A 22453-nucleotide genomic window follows, 5' to 3' on the forward strand; every position below is an offset into this window, starting at 1 on the left:
AAGCGCTCATTGTGTCTGAATAGGGCTGGTTAGCACAGGTTAAAGACTTCAGGCCGATGAATGAATCAACACCCGGTCTCCAAAAGGGAACGATAAGTCCCTGTTTGGGACTTATCGACTGATTCAGATGTACTGCTTATCCTGATCAGGATCGATCGGCTCCCCTTTAAACACTTCCGGCCCGTCCATGCTCAGCAGCACCTTGCCGTTACTCCAGGTCAGCCAAGGGGTCGCCTCGCTGCCCGGCTCTGCCGTCACGCCTGAAGGACTGAGAACGATCTGCTGATCATCAATCTCGATCAGGCCAATAACATAGGTGTAACTGTCTGGATAGGTCGAGACGATGGTCTTGCGGCCGAAGAAGCCCTTCTGTACTTTCTGCTCAAGCTCGAACTCGTAGGCGCACTCCACCACTTGATCACCGTACTCCATACGCATTCTGGGCTTGAGCGAGCCCACCGACACATCACCGTTGTCCACCGCCGAATAGACACTGCACACCAAAGCCACTTTGCCACCCAGCTTGCGCGAGATCTGCGGATTGATTTCGACGCTTTCAGTGCCCGGCGCCGAAGCACTGGCGCTGACCACATCGCCGGTATGGAACACGAACGGGTCCAGATCGAAGGCGCCGCGCCTGGCCGGTGCGTGGATGAGCGACATCTGACCGTCAGGACGCAGAATACCGACGCGCAAGTCCAGATCATCGTTGTCGTTGCCATCGCCGTTATCGATCCAGGTCGCGCTGACCTTGATCGAGCGTGGCGCCCCCGGCCCCTTGTCCAGCGACACCTTATGCGTAACACCCGGCTTGTCCAGCGTGATCAGCGACTTGGCGATATTCACCGGCTGCGGCGCCGGGGCTTCAAGCGCCGGGGCTGGCTCTTCGACGTCCACGCCATATAACCCGCACAACCCGGCCAGCCCGCTGGCAAAACCCTGCCATACCGAACGCGCCTTGGCCTGGCCATTACGCACATACAGCTCAGCGACGATAATCCCGGTTTCGTCACTGAACGCCGCCGGCGCCAGCACCAGTGACTGCCCGCCGGCACTGATCTGCGCCTGCAAATCAGCTACCTGAGCGAATCCGGCGCTGCTGCCGTCCTGGGTCAGGGTAATCGCGATCCTCGAAATACCTGCGGGCAAACGACTGAGATCAAAGCGGATCCGGTGACTGACCACCCCGCCCTCACTGGACGGCGCCACGAAACTGGCCGCACCGCTGGCATGCTCCGGCGCATTGAAAAACACCATGCCGCTGTCGTCGACGACCTTGCCGCTGTCCGTGACCAGAAAGGCCGTCAGGTTGACGTCCAGTTGCGCGTCGGCGCGGTGGCTGACCGTGACCTGGCCCTGAGTATGTTCAAGGCTGGTGTTCTCGCCGGGTTTGAGGCTCTGGCTCATGCGAAGGTGTCCTGCTCCATGGTCGAAGGAACACACAGTGCCTTTGCCGGGTGGGATGGGTCAATTGGGTAGGCTCGACTGCGGTATGCGTCCTCTTCTCTTGCAGGAAGGTTCCGAATTTCAGCCGGAGTGGCTGCCCCGGCTGGTTGTGCTTATAACCTGCTGGTATGGCGGACTTTTGCTACATAAAGAGAACTGTATGCGCATCAAAATTCAGCAATGGGGCAATAGCGCAGCCATTCGTCTTCCCTCTTTAATGACGCAATGCGATACGAACGCACCTGACGCCGTCTAGAGGGTGCGAGGTATGAGATAGACATGGGTACTGCCCCCTGCTTTTTTCAATACTTCAGGCCTTGCAGTCATTGCCCTAATAATCCCAAACGGTGATTCTTCGCGTTATGCCAGCAGACGGAACAGATCTGCTTCCTCAAGTGCCGTCCCTCTGACCCGGGTACAGCCCCATGCTATGCTCTGGCAATTTTTACAGGAACCGGAGCCCCCTTGAAACCGGGCAGGCCCGGGGAGTGAGCATGCAGATCAGAGCGTTCCGGCTACACAATTTCGGCCGATTCGAATCCCTCGAAGCCTCGTTCATGGCCAACGAAACCGACCCCGCCAAAGTCATTGTGCTGGTCGGTAACAACGGAGCAGGCAAAACCTCCATCCTCAAGGCCCTGGCGACCTCCCTCAGTTGGTTTGTCAGCCGGCTGCGCACAGAAAAAGGCAGTGGCAGCCCAATTCCCGATCATGCGATTCTCGAAGGAGCCTCCTCGGCCGCGATAGATATCGAAATCAGTGATGCCACGACAAAGCATGATTCTTTCCGTTGGACGCTAGCCCGAACGAAACCGGGTATGAAAGGCCAGCACACTGCGGCGCTGATGGATGTTTCATTACTGGCCGACCACTATCGTTCGCTACTTACACAGGCCAGCAACAACAGCCTTCCACTGTTGGCGTATTACCCGGTAGAGCGCTCGGTGCTCGACGTCCCGTTGAAAGTCAAAAAGAGAAATGCCTTCTCGCAACTGGAAGGCTATGAAGACTTCATGAGTCCTTCAGTGAGCTTCACCCGGTTCTTTGAATGGTTCCGAGATCGCGAGGATCATGAAAATGAGCACGGTTTTAAGGTACAACAGGCCGAGTTCGAGAAACTGAATCAGCTTGTCGACAAGCTGGATGTTGCTGACATCGAAAAAATAGAGCCGTTTGACTTCAAATCGCTTAATCAGGAGTTGGCAAAAGTACAATTACTGATGCACAGGTTTCAGAACCTTTCGGCGCACCTCCCCAGAGACCCGCAACTGACCGCCGTGCGTACAGCGATCAAACAATTCATGCCCGGCTTCTCCAACCTGCGTGTGCAGCGCAAGCCCCAGCTACAACTGATGGTCGATAAAGACGGTCTGGAATTGAATATTCTCCAGCTTTCACAAGGCGAAAAAACGCTGATGGCACTGGTCGGTGATATCGCCCGGCGTCTGGCGATGATGAACCCGGCCCTTGACGACCCTCTGCAAGGCTCGGGCATCGTGCTGATTGATGAAGTAGACATGCACCTGCACCCGACCTGGCAGCGTGAAATCATCCGTAACCTGACGCGCACCTTCCCCAACTGCCAGTTCATTCTGACCACTCACTCTCCTCTGGTAATCAGTGATTATCCGGACATAAAAGTGTTCACCCTGAGCGATGGTCAACTGGACGAGGTCCCGTCGCAGTTCGGCCAGGATGCCAATTCTGTTCTGCTGGATGTCATGGACACGTACATCCGCAACCCAGGTATTGGAGCACTGCTGAATGACGCGCTGGATGCCATTCAGGCAGGCCACCTGGATGACGCCAGACACATTATCGAGCAACTTGACTCAGAGTTACCGGCCTCAAACCTCGAACTGGCCAAGGTCAGGCTGTTGCTTCGTAAACAGGAGTTGCGCCTTGAGAAAAATCAATAAAGGCGCAGAGCCGCAAGCGCTCACACATTTCAAAAGGAACGGCCGGAGTAAAAACTACAACGACCTCTCACATACAGAACGTTCGGCGATCAGAGAAGCCTGCGCATCCGAGCAGCTCTATCTGTGTGCCTACTGCTGTACAGAGATTTCGGGGACCTCGTCGGACACCATGAATGAACACCTCCAGTGCCGCGACCACCATCCTCAGCTGGGCCTGTCATTCAACAATATCGTGGCGAGCTGCAAGACTTCAGGGCAATGCGATGCCGCCAAAGGAAACCAAACCATCAAGCTCTCCCCGCTAATGAGCGAGTGTGAACACGAGCTGCGTTTTCTTCTCAGCGGTCGGGTCGAGGGGCTTTCTCCCAGAGCAATCGATGCGATCAGGGTGCTGAACCTTGGCGATCATGAACGCAATAACAAGAAGCTGGTGGAAAAACGTCGGGTGCTTGCGCAAGCCACGTTACAGACTGAAGACCTTGGCCCCTCTTCCTCTATTGAGGATGACGAACTATTGCAACTGTTGATTGATGACCTCAGCCAGCCCACTCAGGGCCGGCTACAGCCTTATGCGCCAGTAATGGTCAATATCCTCAAGAACTGGCTGAGTACAGGTATGCCCTGAGCCCCCTACAACTGACTGGCAAAGCGCCCCACCGCATTGACCACCTGCTGCGCCCCATCCTGAATCTCGACAATCACCGACCCTGCCTCATTGGCCAGCGCCAGTCCTTGTTCGGCCTGGCCGCGACTGTTGGCCATGCCGCGCACGGCTTCGTCGGTCAGCGACTGGTTCTGCTGCACCACGCTGACAATCTCTTCGGTGGCCGCGCTGGTGCGCCCGGCCAGTTGCCGGACCTCGTCGGCGACCACGGCAAAGCCCCTGCCCTGCTCGCCGGCACGGGCCGCCTCGATGGCGGCGTTGAGGGCCAACAGGTTGGTTTGCTGGGCAATCCCGCCGATGGTCTGCACGATGGAGCTGATCAGCAACGACTGCTTGCCCAGCGCCTCGATACCGGCAGAGGCCGACTGCATTTCTTCCGAGATCCGCCGCATGGTGTGCACGGTGTTCTGCACCACTTCGGCGCCGCGCCGGGCAGTGACGTCGGTGCGCTGGGAAATATCGAACGCGATACTCGCCGCCTGGCTGACATCCTCTTCGCGGGCGACCTGATCCGTGATCACGGTGGCGAACTTGACCACCTTGTACAGCTTGCCCTGAGCATCGTGCACCGGGTTATAGGTCGCCTCCAGCCATACCGGGCGGCCATGGCTGTCGATGCGCTTGAAACGGCTGGCCACGAACTCACCCCGGTTAAGGGTCGACCAGAACTCCCGGTAAGCATTGGACGCCACTTCGGCGGGCTCACAGAACATGCTGTGATGCTTGCCGCGGATCTGCGCCATGTTGTAGCCCATGCCACGCAAAAACTGCTCATTGGCCTTGAGCACATGGCCGCTCAGGTCGAACTCGATCACTGCCGTAGAGCGCAATAGCGCCTGGATGAACGCCGCGTTTTCGGCGGCGGTGTCCACCGACTCGGTAATGTCCGAACCCAGGCAATGAATGCCTGTCAATTGACCGCGAGCGTCCTGCAGCGGCTGCCATACGGCCCGGATCCAGGCCAGGCTGCCATCGGCTCGCAGAAAGCGGTAAGTGTCGGTCACCGGCTCGCCCTTCTGCACCGACGCCACCAGATTGCGGTAACAGTCGAGCTGTTTGACATAGGCCGGGATGTACTGATCCAGTGGTTTGCCCACCACCTGCTCGGCGCGATAACCCAACATACGCAGGAAATTGTCATTGGCCTCAATAACATTGTATTGGGCATCAAGGATGATATGCACCAGACATGCATCAATGCCTTTTTGCAATTGCTGGAACATCGACAATTCGGAATGCAGCGCCTGGACTTCCGTTTTCAAGCGGGTATTGAACATAGCGACACCGATCGTTGGAGTGGACCCTCTGCTATTGGCAAGCGTAGACGGGGTTTATTCAACTCATGCATCCGGACATAAAAAAACCCCGAAAACGGGGTTTGAAAGCGGCCATAAAATGTCCTGTCACTGATCGCTATCAGCCTGACAGTTGAGCAAGTCCTCATCATCGATCACGAAGGCCTGCGAGGTACTGATCTGCTGCCTTTGAATCACACACTCATCTTCATCCTCATCCACCAGGCGCACATCCCAAAGGCCTGCTTCCACGTTGCTGACGCTAAGGGTCATGCCGGCTTTGAGTACTTGCTTGCCCAAGTGATCATCGCCCCAGTCGCCTTGACTGGAGGGCGCGAAATAGATTTCGTGGATATCCCAGGATGACTGGTTCTGAATCTGGATCGTTGCCGCAGCAGCAGGCGCGGTTGGCATGAACACCAACGAAAGACCAACGATGGCAAAGGCTTTCTTCATAGGGTTCTCGATAACAGGCTCAATGACAGAGGCGGCCACAATGCTAAGACCGCTCTGCCGCGTCAACACCCTGCCCGCTTAAACCAGCCAGACATCATCATTGAGGATGGTGCGCATGCCGGTCAAAACCAATGCCCCGTTGTCGAACGCTGCGCCTGAGGGGTTAGTAAAGTCCATGTAGAAGGTTTCGTTGGACTCCAGTTTGTTATCGCCCACGATCTCGACCGCCACCACGGCTTTGGTTTCATTCGGGTAGAACACCAGGGTGCCCTTGTTGGCCAGGTAATCCTCACCGGCTTTGGCAGTGCCATCACGGGTAGTGAAGTTCAGGCTGATCAGCTTGTTGGGGTCTTTTCTTGGCGTGGTGAGCTCGACCATGAAATAGGCATTGGTGAACGTACCGGCCTGCCCCTCAACCACCTTCTGCTTGACTTCGGACATCTTGGTCGGCGCATCGGTGTAGCTGGCACGAATGGCCTGGTCGATGAACTGTTGCTGGGCGCTGACCCGCTGCCAGGCGGCAAACTCACCAAAGCTGCTGTTAAGGCTGTTGTCGATGTCAGGGCGTACATTGCCCAGGCTCAGGGTGCTGATGTAGCTGGCAATGCCGGCCACCTTGTTGCCAATGAAAGCAGGTCCGCCACTGTCACCGCTGCTGAGCATGCCTTCATTCTGGCCAAGCCCAGTGTGCTTGAGATTGAGAAAGCGCCCCAAAGCATCCTGATTGCTGCTGCCATTATCGAAATCGGCGATCAATTGGGTGCCGGCCTTGGGTGAGAAAGGCAGATAGCCGCCGGCCTTGGCTTTGAGTGCAGCCGCATCGGCATCAAAAGTATTCATTGCCTTCTGGCGAATCGGCGCCGACGAGTAGCTGCTGGACATCCCGGCGGCGCCGGTACCTGGCTTGCCGTAACCGATGATGGTCATGGCCTGGCCGATCTCGTCGGTATTGCGGTAGATGTCATAACGCTCGGCGCTCACCGGGGCGTGGCCGTTGAGCCAGACAATGGCCATATCGTTGTTCAGGTTGGCAGCGTCATAACCCGGCAAGATCGTGACCTTGCTTGAGCTCATGCTCTTGGTGCCAGCCGAGGTCTCGAAGGTCACGGTACTTTGCGAATTGCCCGGCTTGAACAGATGCGCCGCCGTGAGAATCGCCTGGCCGCCGTAGAGCAGCACGCCGGTTCCGTAAACACCTCCTGTGGAAACCTTTACAACGCCATCATATCCCTGGCCTGGCGCTGCCTTGTTGCGAGAATCCGTGTAGGAGGTGACCGTCGAGACCATGAATCAATACCCGGTGCTGGTTGTGATGGCCGCGATTGTGTCGATTTGCCATTACGCAAGGGAGTGCTGGTCGTCGGATTGGCGTCACGGTGCCATCATCTCTTTAGTTATCCGCCAAACGGTATAACGCTAAAGAGCTAACGCTAAAGTTAAGGTGCCGTTCTCCACTGGCCTGGAAAATGCCTTTAAGCCCCAGTCGTGTTAGGCTCCGCGCCCTGATCAAGTTGCATATATGCACACGCTGGCATCGGCTGAAGACTTGTTAAAAGTCTGCCGTCGAATGAACCAGCCATCATTGAATCGAGATAAATCACAGAATGAAGATTGGCTTGAGTTGTACGGTCTGGGCAGGCGGCGAACGCGCTGGTCACCTGGATGGCATCGGCACTTACTCCCGTGCATTGTGGAATGGCCTGGGCGAGATCACCCAACAGACAGGCGACAGCCTCAGCCCTTATGCCTTCGGTCGTGACTTGCCAAACATGGCGTGTGGCACACCGAAGCAACTTGCCGAACGCTTCCCGGTACACGCCCTGCTCAGCGGTATTCTCAAGCTGCCCCTGGCCAACTCTCGCGCCATCGCCCAGGACATTGACCTGTTCCATGCCACTGACCACCACATCCCGCGTATTGCCGGGGTGCCCACGGTGGCCACCATCATGGATGTGATCCCCATGCTGCACCCCGAGTGGATCAAGAACGACCTGCGCAGCCTCAAGAGCTGGCTGTTCAAAACAGCGATTCTCAAGGCCGACCACATCATCACCATCTCCGAATACAGCAAACAGGACATGGTCGAGCACCTGAAAATCGCCCCGGAGCGCATCAGCGTCACCCCGCTTGGGGTCGAACCGGTTTATTTCGAGCAGATCGCAGAGCAGCACAAAGAAGCCGTACTGAATAAGCACGGCCTCAAGCCCGGCTTCTTCCTGTTCGTCGGCACCCTGCAGCCACGCAAAAACCTGCCGCGCATCCTGCAAGCGTTCAAACAGCTGCCGCAGGCGCTGCGCAAGGAACACCCGCTGGTGATTGTGGGTCGTGACGGCTGGAATAACGAAGAGCTGCTGCCGCAACTGGCACAGCTGGAACAACAAGGTGAAGGCCGCTGGCTCAGCTACCTGCCACAAACCGAAGTCATGGCCCTGCTACAGAGTGCCAGCGCGCTGGTGTTCCCCTCACTGTATGAAGGTTTTGGCCTGCCGGTGATCGAAGCCTTTGCCGCGCAGTGCCCGGTGATTGCCTCCAACAGTACTTCGGTGCCTGAAGTGGCGGGCGATGCAGCCTGGGCTGTCGACCCTTACAGCGTGGAGAGTATCAGCGCTGCCATGCAGGACCTGCTGAACCAGCCACAGGCCCGTGAAGAAAAGGTCCAGCGCGGTCTGCAACGCGCACGCCAGTACACCTGGCAAGAATGCGCGCGTCAGACCCTGGCGGTTTATCACAAGGTACGGGGCTAACGCACCGCAACCCCTGGGGGCTTGTCTTTCAGACAAGCCCCCCCGGCCTCAAACCAATCCCAAGTTGACAATGGCTCCAGCATTGTTTGGACTTTGCCCGACCAGAACGATCGCAACCTGTTCGATACCTGATCCGGTGTCAGCATCCCACACCACAAGCGTGTCCTCAGAGTTACCGTTTTGCGAAGCCACAAACTCGCCGTCGGCGTATATACCCTTGACGAACGCATAGCCGCCATTGCTGACCGTGGTGATGCTGCCCTGTTGCAACGCTTGAGAATCATTGTTGCTCAACTGGAAGCTGCTCAGATTAATATGGTCCCGATTAGAGTCAGCTAAACTGCCATAAAACGCCGAGTAGGTATCAAAACTACCGTCTGCCGCCGTGAAGGCCCCCTGAGAGAAACTGAATGTGTCAGCCTGTGCGGCAGACGTGTACGCGACAGTGATCTTGCCATCGGAAATGTTGCCATTGAGCGCATCATTGCCTGCTGTAGCCTGCAGTGCCAGAGCACTGGCATATTTCAGTCCATATTCTGGCAAGTTGCTGACATCGGTAACGGCTCCTGACACCGAGAAGTTATTGATGAACTCATTGCTATTTTCAGCAATTGACAAGACAAAACCTTCTAAAGCCGTGACCACGCCACCGGCCACAAAATCAACGACCTTGACGCCCACGACATTCTGGCCTTGCAAACTTTGCGGGACCACCAGGTTGCTGAGGGTGTCTGAAAGGATGATACCCGTATAACCAGGCGCATTAAAAATCGGACTGTTATTGGTTTGCGCGGTGGTGATGTTTGCAATGCTGTCTGCGACTACAAACCCTTGGGCGCCGATCACAAGACTCGTGCCAGTGCTCACAGGCACATCAAGATTGGCCACTGAATCAGCAATAATATAGTCATGCGAGCTCGTCAGCGCTGACGCGCCCAGATTTGTCAGGGTATCGCGCAGGACAATGCCACTATTGGGAAATGACAGATTAACGGTGCTTTGAAGCTCATTGTAGTCTGCGATACCGATCGGGCCTGCCGGCACAACGGTAATATGCTCAGCCCCGGCAAGAACAGTAGCGTCATTGATTTTACTGGCGAGCAGGTTCTTGGCAGTGTCGCTCAGGCTGTAAGTCCACTCTGTGTCATTCGGGTCATAAATCATCTTGGCCAGGTCGCTGCGCTGCTGAACCGTCAGGGTTCCTGCCGCCTCATTGACGAGTGTCAGACTGTTGGTATTGCGCGTCTCACCTTGGGTCAATTGCAGAAGATTCAGCGCCGTGTCTTCGACGTCGGCGTACCAGGCCTGAGTGGTGACCAACGTCTTGAGCACATTAAACTGCTTGGCGGTAAGCACAACACCCAGCACGTTACCGTTCAGATCAAGGTCAGTGAGCGTGACGGTGCCGGTACCAGGGGTAAACGTGGCTTTTATCAGCGCCGTGGCAGTGGACGATAGGGTCTCGAACGAAACCGTACCGGTAATCTTGATGCCCAGTGCATTCAGGTCAGCCAACGTCACCGGACCGGAAACTTCAAGATTCACAGGACCTTTTACATAAGTGGTATTGGTCTTCAGCGCGGTTGCCGTGTCCAGGATCTTGGTCGCCAGCACCGGCCCTGAAATCTGATCGTCGAAAGCACTTAGTTGGGCAATATTCAACGTCTCCGTCACCCGGGCATTGAGGGTACTCAAGCCTGTCACATCAGTAGAAGCCAGGTTATAGAACGCAAGCAGATCGGCCTGAGATCCATAAACATTTGCCAACTTATTGAGGTCTACCTTGATGCCATAAGTATTGGCGATATGCGAGGCGGCCTGAACCGACAGGTCTTCACCTTTCAGAAACGGAATGACCAGCGTTCCGGTACCGTTGATTTCAATATCAGAGAAATTCGTACCCAACTGGTAAACGGTGGTGGTGGGCGACAGTTTGATACTGTCCACAGTCAAACTGGAAACGTCCAGCTTATTGATGCTTACCGAACTTCCAACCGCCGGCGTGAATACGTATTTGTCGTTCACCAGCGACAACGTGACATTTCCGTTGCCGTTGCCAACGGTGTAATGCCCAGCACTCGTTTCAGTCACGGTAAAGGTCGGCGTAACAGTGCCACCGCCTGTCCCCGGCGTTGCAGTGCCCACATCATTACCTGCCTGTGTGGCCGGATTGGCCAGTGCGGTCGGGTCTGTCAGAGCGGCAGTGGTCTTGGTGTTGATCGTGGTAAGCAGGGTGGTCAGGTTGGTGCCACTGCTGACATTGGCAACAACGGTTTCCAGATAGGTTGCCAGGTTCTTGACCTCGGCAGGCGCAGTCTTGATCAATTGCGCAACCTGGTCGAGTGTCGATGAGACCAGAGTCAGAATGGCAGAGGTCTGTGCCGCAGGATCGGCAGGTACTAGCTTGATCAGATCCAGAGTAGCCGTGAGTGTATCGGCGTCACTGGATACTGCACTGAGCACCTTGACCGCCAGAGACAGGTCCGTCAGGCCCTTTTCAGCGAAGGCCACACCTACCAGGGCCTTGTTATTGACCAATGCCGCATCAGCCTGACCTTGCGTCGAGGTGTTGGCCTTGGCGCCATTGAGCACGGCAGCGATGAACACCTCACGGCTCATCCCATTGTTTTCCAACTCGGTTTTCCAGTAAGCCACACCGCCGCTGTCGCCGCTGCGACCGAAAATATTGTTGTAGACCGCTTCAATAAAAGCGTCCGTCGACAAGGAGGATGGGTACTTCTCCAACGCTTCGGCCTGTTCATTTGCCCAGTTGGCGGAGATCGACTCAAGGCTCATGTTGCCGTTGCTCAGTTCGTTGACCCAATAGGCCAGGCCACCGGCATCAGGGGCACGATTGAAAAAGGCGGTATACAGCTCTGCCAGATCTGATTGAAAGCTCATGAGTTGCTCCTGATGAAAAGGCCCCAGCGGCTCACCTCTACGAGTGAGTAGGCGATCCTTTATCAATGGTTAGGTGTTGGCTAAGCGACGCCCCTGAAAATTTTTGTTACAGGGTGCTTTCCGAGCATCTCAAACAGACAAGGCAACTTCTATAAAAATATTTAACGACGTCGTTTTTGATAAGGACATAATCAATTCTGGCTAAATTAAACAGCCATTCAATTGACGCCAATAAAACTCAATACCTGAAAGTTATAAAACTATATAGATAGGCACTTTCTTGATAACTCGCTTTATCCTGCGCCTTGGAACCCGTTGCCAGCTCATCTGTCGAGAAATACCTGCGTACCTTTGCAAGTCTCGAAATAGACAGTTCATAAGGTATGAGCAAGCAGAATAGAAAGGGCATCTTTTGGCAGATGCTAAAGTATTTACAGCCAGGCGCTCATGGTGCGCCGACAGGAGAATGCAGATCCGTTCAGCGATTATCGAACCTGATTCGATTCCGGTGGGAGCGACCGTGGTCGCGAAAGAGTCGGTGAAGGGCACCTCTAAAGTCACAGCATCTGCTGCGAATGTGCCTTCGCCTTCGCTGGCAAGCCAGCTCCCACCGGGATTTGCGCCTTTAACCGAACATAGTGGCTAGCCCGCAAGCGCCACCGACATCGGTTTACTTGGCCAGACGCCCGTAACGATCCTCAAACCGCACAATGTCGTCCTCGCCCAGATAGGCACCGGACTGCACTTCGATCAGTTCCAGCGGCACCTTGCCCGGGTTGGCCAGCGAGTGCTTGACGCCCAGCGGGATATAAGTCGACTGGTTCTCGGAGAGGATCAGTTCCTGGTCATCACAGGTCACCTTGGCGGTACCGGACACCACGATCCAGTGCTCGGCGCGGTGGTAGTGCAGTTGCAGCGACAGGCATTCACCCGGCAATACGCTGATGCGCTTGACCTGGTAGCGGTCGCCCTTGTCGATGGTGTCGTAATGGCCCCACGGACGGTTGACCAGCGGATGGGTGACGAACTCGGGACGCTCTTCGGCCTGCAGACGCTTGACCACGTCCTTGACCTGCTGGCTGTCGTGCTTGTTGGCCACCAGGATGGCGTCCTTGGTCTCGATGACGATCAGGTCCTCGACGCCCACGGTGGCCACCAGGCGGTGATGCGACTGCACCAGGCAGTTGTTGGTGTCGATGGCCAGCACGTCGCCTTCCAGGCGGTTGGCGTTGGCATCATGCGGGCCGACATCCCAGATCGCCGACCAGCTGCCCAGATCGTTCCAGCCAGCGTTCAGCGGCACCACCAGACCGGCTTCGGTGTGCTCCATCACCGCGTAGTCAACCGACTCGTCAGCGCACAGGGCGAACTGCTCGGCTTGTACATGGGTGAAGTAGCTGTCGGTCTGCGCATGCTCCAGCGCCACCCGGCAAGCACTGAGAATATCCGGGCGATGACGCTCCAGCTCGGCGAGGAACACCGAGGCACGGAACATGAACATGCCGCTGTTCCACAGGTAAGCCCCTGAAGACAGGTACTCGGCGGCCAGCTCCGGCGATGGCTTCTCTTTGAACGCGGCGATCGCGAAACCACCCTGCTCAATGGCCTTGCCACACTGGATATAACCGAAGCCAGTCTCAGGATGCGTCGGGGTGATGCCGAAAGTCACCAGACGGCCCGCCTCGGCATGCGCCTGGGCGACCTGCACGGCGTTGCGAAACGCCTGCTCGTCATGAATGTGGTGGTCGGCCGCCAGCACCAGCAGCACCGGATCGGCACCGTCTACGATGGCTTGCAGCGCCGCCAGAGCAATGGCCGGCGCGGTGTTGCGCGCCAGCGGCTCAAGGATGATGCGCTGGCTCTTGATCTTCGCCACACGCAGTTGCTCGGCGACGATAAAGCGATGGTTTTCGTTGCTCACCACCAGGGCTGGCGAGTGCTCCAGGCCGTCCAGGCGCGCCAGGGTGCGCTGAAACATCGTCCCCTGATCCTGACCGTCCAGGGCCAGAAATTGCTTGGGGAAGCTCTGCCGCGACAGCGGCCACAGCCGTGAACCGTTACCGCCAGCCAGAATTACAGGGGTGAACATAGAAGCTCCATTCTGATAGCCACGCGGGCATGCGAAGGGCCGCATTATCCGGGGGCTGTAAGGGGGATGCAATATAAAGCGGGTATGAGTCCCGCCGGTGTTTTATAGGTGTTACAAGCCTGCTGCACTGGCTTGACATCGAAGTCATTCGAGGCAATGAACGCTGCTCAGAACATGGCTTGCTGGCAAGAGTTCAAGACCCTCGATGGATAAATGGCGTTTAGCCACAATCTCGCTGCGATCTTCTCTGAAAGCCCCGTATTTTCACTCATTCAGCGCGGCTTTAGCACGAATTGTAATCAATACGGAACAATTGGATCCATTACGAGGTCGAAGGTTACAAATTTGTATCGGCCACCTGTAAACGTCGATACAGAAGTACGGGCTGGATACCCTTAGTTCGATTCATGATGATCGTGCGCGGCCAGCCTTCGAACCCAGGAGGATCAATGGCAACGCTGAAGCTTCATCAACCCATCAATATGAACACCCTCCAGGCTTGGGATGGCGAATTTCCCATTGCCGATGCGGGGCATATCAGGGCTACCGATGGCGTCAGAACCCAGGATTATTTCGGTTCTTTCCAGTACAGCAACGGCGAACTCAGCGGCGGTACGTTGACCGCGACGAGCGCTTATCAAAACGGCCTGTATTACGAAGTCACCGACCTGAACATCGACGCCGCGATCATGGCCGAGTATGTCTACAACTTCGACATGGCAGGCGCCATGCGCGAAGTCCTCAAAGGCAACGACACCATCATCGGCTCTGCGGGCAATGACCTGCTGATCGGTGGTACAGGCAACGACCATTACGACGGCGGCGCGGGCATCGATACCGTGGCTTATACCACCGGCAGATCCAGCGCCAGCGTAACCGCCACCGACAGCGGTTATACCCTGCAGACACCCGGCAAAACCGACACGCTGGTCAACATCGAACGGGTTAACTTCGGTGACGGCTCGACCCTGGCCCTGGACGTTGGCCAATGGCAAAACACCGGCGCAGCCTTTCGCCTTTACCAGGCCGCGTTCGACCGAGAGCCGGACCAGGGCGGGCTGAAATACTGGATCAACGATCTGGACAAAGGCGCGACTCTCCAGCAAGTCGCCCAGGGTTTTATCGACAGCGCCGAGTTCAAGAAACTCACACCAGGCACCGATAACAAGTCCCTGATTAACAGCTTCTACCAGCACGTCCTGCATCGTGAGGCCGATGAAGGCGGCTTCAAATACTGGGAAGACTCCATGGCCGCCGGCATGACCGCCAGCGAAGTACTGGTGTCGTTTTCTGAAAGCGCCGAAAACCTCGCCAACACCAACGCCGACCTCAATGGCGGGCTGTGGCTGGTTTGATCACTGTCCATCCAAGACATTAAGGAGCTAAGGAGTCCCTATGGCCCGTGTAGTTTATAAACGCCCTTTCGATGGCTTTGATCTTGACCAAGCGCTGCGCGCCGTCGCACCAGAACACGTTAAATCCGCGTTAGGCCCTGCCGTCGACTATGAACTGGGCGCCTACAGCGTCAATACAACGCAGGTCGGCGGCCGGCTATTTCGCGCGGAGTTTGCCAAAGACGACGACCTCTACCTGACGGTTCAAAACCTGACACCAGACACCTCCCTGTCCAGTGCCGCCTCGTTGTTTTCCGGCAGTGATTCCTTTGAAGGCTCAGACGGCAACGATCATTTTTATGCGTCTGCCGGTAACGATCTTTACCGAGGTAATGGCGGCATCGACACCGTTCATTACAGCGGCTCAAAAAACGATTACACGCTTAACGGCGGCAACCTGACTGGCGAGGGAAAAACCGACTTCCTGAACCCCGACATCGAGCGCATCCACTTCGAAGGCGATAACTCGACCCTGGCCCGGGACGTTGGTCAATGGCAGAACGCCGGCTCAGCTTACCGCCTGTACAAGGCAGCGTTCGACCGTACACCCGATACCGGTGGCCTGAAATACTGGATCAACGACCTGGACAATGGCGCCACGTTGCAACAAGTCGCACAGGGCTTCATCGACAGCGCCGAGTTCAAGGCCCTCACACCCGGTAACGACGCCGGCTCGATCATCAACAGCTTCTACCAGCATGTTCTGCATCGTGACGCCGATGAAGGCGGCTTCAACTACTGGGCAGACTCCATGGCCGCCGGCATGACCGCCAGTGAAGTCCTGGTGTCGTTCTCGGAAAGCGCCGAAAACCTCGCCAACACCAACGCCGACCTCAATGGCGGGCTTTGGCTGGTCTGATCACCCATCACCTTTCACCTCCAACTCCAAACGGGACAAAGACTCTCAATGGCAACTATTACCTACAGAAGCCCCTTCGACAGCACTGATCTGGACCGCGCCTCCCATGCAGGCGTTAACGGGCAGGTTGTTTCGGCCAACAGCATGCGCATCGTCTACAGCGATGGCACCTACAAGGCCGAAGTAAGCGGCTTCCTGGGCTCGGGCAACCCCCAGGTCGATAAATTCACCGGGGTCAGCTACTCGAAGAACGACGTGGTGTTTCTGACCGTCACCGGGCTCGACGTCAAAGTCGCCGATGCATCGAGCGTCACCTCGTTCTACGACGGTGATGACACCTACCGAGGCTCGGCAGGCAACGATGATTTCCAGGCTTCGCTGGGTAACGACACCTACTTCGGTGACGACGGTATCGATACCATCCATTACAACGCGCTGAGCAAAGACTTCACCGTCGACTCCATGGGCAGCGCCCTGAGCAACGTCGAAGGCCTGGGCAAAAAAGACACCTTGTTCAGCATCGAGCGAGTCAACTTTCAACAAGACAACGCCACCGTGGCGCTGGATGTTGGCCAGTGGCAAAACGCCGGGGCAGCCTTTCGCTTGTACCAGGCTGCATTTGACCGCAAACCGGACATGGGCGGCCTGAAATACTGGATCAACGACCTGGACCAAGGCGCAACCATTCAGCAGGTCGCACAGGGCTTTGTCGACAGCGCCGAGTTCAAGAAGCTCACACCCGGCACGGACAACAAGTCGATCATCAACAGCTTCTACCAACACGTGCTGCACCGTGATGCCGATGCCGGTGGTTTTAAATACTGGGAAGACTCCATGGCCGGCGGCATGACCGCCAGCGAAGTGCTGGTGTCGTTCTCAGAAAGCGCAGAGAACATGAACAACACCTCGGCAGACCTCAACGGTGGTTTGTGGCTGGTTTGATCTTTTAAGGGCTTTGGGTCACCACACGGGCTATATCTGGATTGGCCCTTTCACGAGCAAGACGGATCGCCGCCCGCTCGTTCCCACCGTATTTCAAGTCAGAATCCGGGTGGGAACGACCTTGGTCGTGAAAGCCATGGGTCTGGCGATACACCCTGTTGTGTCTGGCCTGCCCTCTTCACGAGCAAGACGGATCGCCGCCCGCTCGTTCCCACAGCGGTTTCCACAAAGACAGGGCTGTTTTTGGTGGGCGCGACCCTCTTCAACACGCCGGTATTCTGCGCGTGTCATTTCTGATACAAATCCCCGCCAATCAACACTGCCAAACGCGCTGTCTCCATCACCCGGGAAAAGGATTCCTTGGATGTCTCGTATCACCTTCAACCAGCCTTTCACGCCCAATGACCTGCAGACGGCCACTAATGCCGGGTACTTTGGACGAGTGATCACTCAAAGCAACACCTATCTGAAAGCCACCTATGGTGACTACACCGCTGAAATGTATGGCTGGTCGTTCAATTTCGGTGCACGCTTCGGTGTTGTCGATAGCCTGGTCTATTCAAAAAATGGCCAGCCTTTCGCGACCATCACTGGCATGAACCAAAGCATTAGCAACACCAATACGGCTGCCTACTTATACGGCAACGATGTCTATACCGGTTCTTGGGGTAACGATCACTTTTATTCGTGGCCGGGCAATGACTATTACGATGGAGGCAGCGGTGTCGATACTCTTCATTACAACGCCCAAGCCGGTGAGTTGGCCATTGCCCAAACTGGCAATGGCTACAGCGTAGGCATTTGGGGCAAGGTCGACACCTTGGTGAACGTCGAGCGGATCCAGCTGGGTGACGATGGCGCCGTTATGGCACTGGATGTCGGCCAATGGCAGAACACCGGTGCCGCCTACCGCCTGTACAAGGCAGCGTTTGATCGCCAGCCTGATATGGGCGGCCTGAAGTACTGGATCAATGACCTGGATAAAGGCATCACCCTCCAGCAAGTCGCCAAAGGCTTTATAGACAGCGCCGAGTTCAAAGCGCTAACCCCGGCCACTGACAACAAGTCGATCATTAATAGCTTCTACCAACACGTACTGCACCGTGACGCCGATGAAGGTGGTTTCAAGTACTGGGAAGACTCCATGGCCGGCGGCATGACCGCCAGCGAAGTGCTGGTGTCGTTCTCAGAAAGCGCAGAGAACATGAACAACACCTCGGCAGACCTCAACGGTGGTTTGTGGCTGGTTTGATCTTTTAAGGGCTTTGGGTCACCACACGGGCTATATCTGGATTGGCCCTTTCACGAGCAAGACGGATCGCCGCCCGCTCGTTCCCACCGTATTTCAAGTCAGAATCCGGGTGGGAACGACCTTGGTCGTGAAAGCTATGGGTCTGGCGATACACATCTTGTGCCTGTCCCAGCACTTTCGCGGCCAAGGTGTCCCACAGGTTCAGTGCAAGACTGCTCGCTTATGTGCATTAACGGCCAATAAAAAACCGATCCCGTTACGGGATCGGTTTTTCTGTGATGCATATTTGTAGAGGCTGGCTGGCTTTGACGAGGCTGTTTCAGGCGCTAGTTATGTAGCGCCTGAGCAGGACTCTTCGCGACCAAGCTCGCTCCTACAGAGGCAGCGTCAGGCGACGAAGGCGAAGTCACCATCAGCCAGGAGACTGACGCCAGTCAGGGTGAGCACTGGGATAGCAGCGTTGGCAGTGTCTGTGCCGTCGGCATCAAAGCTCAGTGTACCGGTGGCAGTATCGAACAAGAATGTGGCTTGAGCGCTGCTTGCAACCAGCGTACCTCCAGTACTCACAACCAGCTCGGCCGCACCGCCGGAAAACGTGACTGCGGTATTACCGCCAGAGTAAGAGATAAACCCAGCTGCACCAGTCAATTCAGCGGCAGAAAACTGCAGCTTGTCATTGGTCGTCTGGAAGACAACGGCACCATTGGTAATAACCTGACCGGCTTGAGCCAGCGAGTTGGTAATGGTGATGACATCATTGGCATCTGTCAGCTTCGCGCCAAGTGCCACCGCTTGTACAGCAGAGAGCGTCAGTTGATCGTCATTGGCGTTGATGTTATCGATCTTGGCCAGTTGTGCAGGCTGGATACCAACCAGAGTAGCCAATGCAGTTTGCAGATTCGCACCGCTATCAACCAGGTTGATGGTATCGCCAGCCACAAGTTTGGTCAGGTTGGCGCTGGTTGCTTGCGCTGCGCTCAACACGATAGCTGTATTATCCTCCGTCGAATCGATGGTATCGACCTTTGTATCATTCAACAGGGCCGACAAATTGGTCTGAATATCCGCCGAAAGACCCGTCACGTTGATCAGATCGTCATTTGCAAACTTGGCCGTATTGCCAGCCGCAATGGCTTGAGCCACTGTCAGATTGACCACAAGGTTGTCGCTAGAATCGATGGTATCGACGTTGCCTTCAGCCAACAGCGCCGTCAGGTTGGCCTGAATATTGGCCGAAAGATCAGAAACTACAACGGTATCAGCAGCATCGAACTTGGCTGCGGTGATAGTCGTCAACTGATCAATACTGAGTGTGATAGGCGTACTGTCGCTCGCCTTGATCACGTCAACCACGCTTGCTTCAGCCGTGATGAAAGTGATGGCGCTCGTAATGGCGGTACCGGTATCAGAGATAGTGATCGTATCCACCGAGCGCAGCTTGGCACCGGCAGCCGTGAATTGCGTAGCGTTCAGAGTCAGGGGGGATACGCCAATATCGTCAACCTTGGCATCAGCACCCAATACAGCAACTTCTGCTGCGGTCAGGGAGTTGTCAACCACGGTAATGCTATCGGCCGAGTTCAGTTTTGCCGAAGCAGCGGCGTATTGGGTTTTATCCAGTATCTGAGTCGCTGCACGAATGCTGTCGACATTCCCATCAGCGCCCAGAGTCGCAATATCAGCAGCAGTCAGCGTGTTGTCATTGACGGTAATGCTGTCAGCGGCATCGAGCTTGTCCGAAGCTGCGGCGTATTGGGTTTTATCCAGTACCTGAGTCGCTGCACGAATGAAGGCAACATTCGTATCGGCACCCAGAGTCGCAATATTAGCAGCGGTCAGGCCGTTGTCATTGACCGTGATGTTGGTAGTCGCAGAGAGCTTCGAGCTGAAGGCACCGTACTCTGCGAAATTCAGAACAATAGGCGCATTACCGGAAATCGAAGTAATCGATCCAAAGGTGACAGAAGTTGCATCAACCCCGCCACGCGTGAATGTAACATCAGCGCCGTTAATCGCGACGCTAATATCGCCAGTCGCAGTACCGCCAAAGCTCAGCTCACCATTGACATCAACGGTGGCGGTAAACGTAGTAGGCGTCGAACCACCACCACCCGACGTTGGAGTCGCGACCACAACATCAGCAGCCCCTTTAGTCGCCGGATTATCCAGTGCAGCCGAATCAGTCGCAGCCGAGGTCAGCAGGGTGTTGGCGTTGGTGAACAAGGTCACCAGGTTGGTGTTGCTGGTGGCGCCGGACAGCAGAGCGTTGAGATAGGTGTTGGCGTCAGCCACTTCACCTGGCGCGGCAGTGATCAGCGCGGTCAGTTTGGTCAGCAGCTGGTTGGCCGCGGTCAGGATCGCGGTGGTCTGGCCGGCGGTGGTTGCCGGGATCAGACCCAGGATGGCCTGGGTGGCGCTCAGGGTGTTGGCATCGGCGGTCACCGATTGCACGATGGCATTGGCCAGGCTCAGGTCGTTCAGACCCTTGGCGGCGAATGCCACACCGATGGTGGCCTTGTTGTTGATCAGGGCGGCGTCTTGCAGGCCTTGAGTAGAGGTGTTGGCCTTGGCGCCGTTGATCAGGCTCAGGGCGAACGAGTCACGCGGTACCGCGCCGCTTTGCAGTTGCTGGAGCCAGTATTGGGCGCCGCCGGCATCGGCGGTACGGCCCAACAGGTTGTTGTAGACCGCCTCGATGAATTGAGCATCGGTCAGGGTAGATGGGAAGTTGCTCTGGCCTTCAGGCTGTTGAGTCAGCCAGTTTTCAGCAACTTGCGCCAGGGTGATTTGCCCGCCATCGATTTGTGCAACCCAGTAAGCCAGACCACCCGCGTCAGGTGCGCGGTCAAAGAACGTGGTGTACAGCTCAGCCAGATCAGATTGGGTGCTCATATACGTACAACTCCTTGTGGGTACGGCTCGATAAAGACACGAAATGTGTTACTGCAACTTTATGACAGTTGTGCGGCTTAGCCGCTGCGCCTCGGCGGCCTGAAGGTCCGCGCATGACGCATCTTGCTGATAACGCTGGCGTAAATCTGTAGGAAATTTATACCTGCTTTCCTGAAATATAAAAAGCAAGTGAAAGACTAAAAGAACATAAGCTTTTAACGAAAAAGCCACAATGCGCTGAAACAATTTGTTTCGTATATTAAATTTTCCATGTTTTTCATGGAGTTATGAATAGAGGTTCAATTTTTCATTTTTTTGACGGCGTTAAGAATGGCAGCTTTTTTGGGGAAGCTTACAAAAGGCCTGATGCTGATCAATTAATGCGGGAGCGGGTACTGGCAGCGATTCGTTTTGGTAGTGAAGGCCATCGGGCGGGCGGTTTGTGGAAACGGTGTTTGTCGACTACGGTTAATGCCCTGATGTATTCAGGATGCGCGGTCTTGTTGCCAAGGCTCGCGCAGCCAGTCGATAAGGACCACTGGATGACTGCAAATAATAAGGAATGCCCCGTTTGTCACGCTGGCCTGGTGCCCGGTCTTCAGGATTGGCACCTCAAGTGCCCTGCCTGCCGCTATGAAAGCGCCGCCCTGGAGCCGGTCATCAATTCTGACCCGGCCCACGAGATGATCGATGAGCAAGCCCGGGAGGACGGGCTTCGCGCTTTGCGGGTCAGTAACTTCACCACGTTGCTTGAGCGCATCAAATCAGAACGATCCAGCGGTCGTTTGCTGGAAGTCGGCTGTGCCCATGGCTGGTTCCTGGAACTGGCCCAGCAAAGCTTCGAGGTTGTGGGCATCGAGCCAGACAAGGCCGTGGTCGAGGCTGTCAGCCACAAGGGCCTGCCAGTGCGCCAGGGGTATTTTCCGCAAGCTCTCGACGCGCACGAGCGCTTCGATGTCATCGTGTTCAACGATGTCATTGAACACATTCCCGACATCACGCAGGTCATCGAGCAATGTCACCGGCATTTGAACGATGGCGGCTTGCTGGTACTCAACCTGCCCAGCAGCGACGGGGTGTTTTACCGGCTGTCGAAACTGCTGGCGCGCCTGTCGCTGCGCAACCCCTTCGAACGGCTCTGGCAAAAAGGCTTGCCGTCCCCACATGTGCATTACTTCAACCGCCGTAATCTGGAGCAGTTGATTACCCGCCATGACTTCGTGACCATGACGGACGGCAAGCTGCCAACCCTGAGCCTGGACGGGCTGCACGCGCGCATCTCCTACACCGGCGATCTGGGCCGCTTCAGCAGAGCCTTCATCTATACCTGCGTGGCGTTGTCGTTGCCGATCCTGAACCGGCTGCCGGGCGACATTTTCTACAGCATCTCGCAAAAGAAAGCCGGTTGATCACGGCCGTGGACGAGGCCGTCAGCGCAAGGCTGGCGGCCTTGCATGCCGTGCCGAAAATCCGCAAACGGCTTGGCGCTTTCTGATAGCATCGCCGCCCTGATTACTCGTATCAAAATGCTACGCAATCTATTTGCGCCTGTTTTGCTGCGACCGACCCGGCGTGCTGCGTGCACACTTGCGGTTGAAAC

Annotated in this window: 15 protein-coding genes and 1 pseudogene; 8 read left to right on the plus strand and 8 right to left on the minus strand. The window is 56.0% G+C overall.

All coding sequences use genetic code 11. The annotated features are described in order from the left end of the window. Window positions 1–123 precede the first annotated feature (123 nt). On the minus strand, window positions 124–1407 hold the full coding sequence (locus tag NRB16_RS18955) for a TerD family protein (RefSeq protein WP_257106670.1): 1284 nt from the start codon (window positions 1405–1407) through the stop codon (window positions 124–126). Between the two features lie 533 nt (window positions 1408–1940). Here NRB16_RS18955 and NRB16_RS18960 point away from each other — a divergent pair. After that, entirely contained in the window at window positions 1941–3365 is a 1425-nt protein-coding gene (locus tag NRB16_RS18960; RefSeq protein WP_257106671.1) for an AAA family ATPase, read from the plus strand. Then, window positions 3349–3990 carry a TIGR02646 family protein gene (locus tag NRB16_RS18965; RefSeq protein ID WP_257106672.1) on the plus strand — a complete coding sequence of 214 codons (642 nt, stop codon included), beginning with the start codon at window positions 3349–3351 and terminating at the stop codon, window positions 3988–3990. The genes NRB16_RS18960 and NRB16_RS18965 overlap by 17 nt, the downstream gene beginning before the upstream one ends. A gap of 5 nt (window positions 3991–3995) precedes the next feature. Here NRB16_RS18965 and NRB16_RS29740 read toward each other — a convergent pair whose 3' ends face one another. The 4 genes and pseudogenes from NRB16_RS29740 to NRB16_RS18980 form a co-directional block, all read right to left on the minus strand. Further along, window positions 3996–4598, minus strand: a complete 603-nt coding sequence (locus NRB16_RS29740) for a methyl-accepting chemotaxis protein (protein ID WP_373568481.1) — start codon at window positions 4596–4598, stop codon at window positions 3996–3998. Next, a pseudogene (locus NRB16_RS29745) lies at window positions 4581–5306 on the minus strand (PAS domain-containing protein); the annotation flags it as partial. The gene NRB16_RS29740 and the pseudogene NRB16_RS29745, both read right to left, overlap by 18 nt. A gap of 126 nt (window positions 5307–5432) precedes the next feature. Next, a complete protein-coding gene (locus tag NRB16_RS18975) occupies window positions 5433–5819 on the minus strand; it encodes a hypothetical protein (protein WP_231906526.1) in 387 nt (128 codons plus the stop codon). Between the two features lie 39 nt (window positions 5820–5858). Continuing rightward, entirely contained in the window at window positions 5859–7067 is a 1209-nt protein-coding gene (locus tag NRB16_RS18980; RefSeq protein WP_084710159.1) for a Calx-beta domain-containing protein, read from the minus strand. Between the two features lie 317 nt (window positions 7068–7384). On the opposite strand from NRB16_RS18980, the gene NRB16_RS18985 reads away from it, so the two are divergent. Continuing rightward, window positions 7385–8524 carry a glycosyltransferase family 1 protein gene (locus NRB16_RS18985; RefSeq protein ID WP_045492958.1) on the plus strand — a complete coding sequence of 380 codons (1140 nt, stop codon included), beginning with the start codon at window positions 7385–7387 and terminating at the stop codon, window positions 8522–8524. A gap of 48 nt (window positions 8525–8572) precedes the next feature. Here NRB16_RS18985 and NRB16_RS18990 read toward each other — a convergent pair whose 3' ends face one another. Together NRB16_RS18990 and NRB16_RS18995 are read right to left on the minus strand one after the other, a co-directional pair. Continuing rightward, on the minus strand, window positions 8573–11425 hold the full coding sequence (locus NRB16_RS18990) for a DUF4214 domain-containing protein (RefSeq protein ID WP_257106673.1): 2853 nt from the start codon (window positions 11423–11425) through the stop codon (window positions 8573–8575). A gap of 670 nt (window positions 11426–12095) precedes the next feature. Beyond that, a complete protein-coding gene (locus tag NRB16_RS18995; RefSeq protein ID WP_257106674.1) occupies window positions 12096–13514 on the minus strand; it encodes a mannose-1-phosphate guanylyltransferase/mannose-6-phosphate isomerase in 1419 nt (472 codons plus the stop codon). 449 nt (window positions 13515–13963) lie between these two features. Between NRB16_RS18995 and NRB16_RS19000 the strand changes: the two genes are divergently transcribed. From NRB16_RS19000 to NRB16_RS19015, 4 genes are all read left to right on the plus strand, one after another. Beyond that, a complete protein-coding gene (locus NRB16_RS19000; RefSeq protein WP_253142626.1) occupies window positions 13964–14869 on the plus strand; it encodes a DUF4214 domain-containing protein in 906 nt (301 codons plus the stop codon). A gap of 40 nt (window positions 14870–14909) precedes the next feature. After that, window positions 14910–15767, plus strand: a complete 858-nt coding sequence (locus tag NRB16_RS19005) for a DUF4214 domain-containing protein (RefSeq protein ID WP_257106675.1) — start codon at window positions 14910–14912, stop codon at window positions 15765–15767. A gap of 48 nt (window positions 15768–15815) precedes the next feature. After that, on the plus strand, window positions 15816–16709 hold the full coding sequence (locus tag NRB16_RS19010) for a DUF4214 domain-containing protein (protein WP_052483550.1): 894 nt from the start codon (window positions 15816–15818) through the stop codon (window positions 16707–16709). Window positions 16710–17073: 364 nt separating this feature from the next. Further along, window positions 17074–17961, plus strand: a complete 888-nt coding sequence (locus tag NRB16_RS19015; RefSeq protein WP_257106676.1) for a DUF4214 domain-containing protein — start codon at window positions 17074–17076, stop codon at window positions 17959–17961. A 387-nt stretch (window positions 17962–18348) separates the two neighbouring features. Here NRB16_RS19015 and NRB16_RS19020 read toward each other — a convergent pair whose 3' ends face one another. Further along, complete coding sequence (locus tag NRB16_RS19020; protein ID WP_257106677.1) at window positions 18349–20853, minus strand: DUF4214 domain-containing protein; 2505 nt, start codon at window positions 20851–20853, stop codon at window positions 18349–18351. A gap of 287 nt (window positions 20854–21140) precedes the next feature. Here NRB16_RS19020 and NRB16_RS19025 point away from each other — a divergent pair, with 287 nt between their 5' ends. Continuing rightward, window positions 21141–22262 (plus strand): bifunctional 2-polyprenyl-6-hydroxyphenol methylase/3-demethylubiquinol 3-O-methyltransferase UbiG, encoded by a 1122-nt coding sequence (locus tag NRB16_RS19025; RefSeq protein WP_257106678.1) that lies wholly within the window; start codon window positions 21141–21143, stop codon window positions 22260–22262. Window positions 22263–22453: the final 191 nt, after the last annotated feature.

Source organism: Pseudomonas sp. LJDD11, assembly GCF_024584215.1.
Lineage (GTDB): Bacteria > Pseudomonadota > Gammaproteobacteria > Pseudomonadales > Pseudomonadaceae > Aquipseudomonas.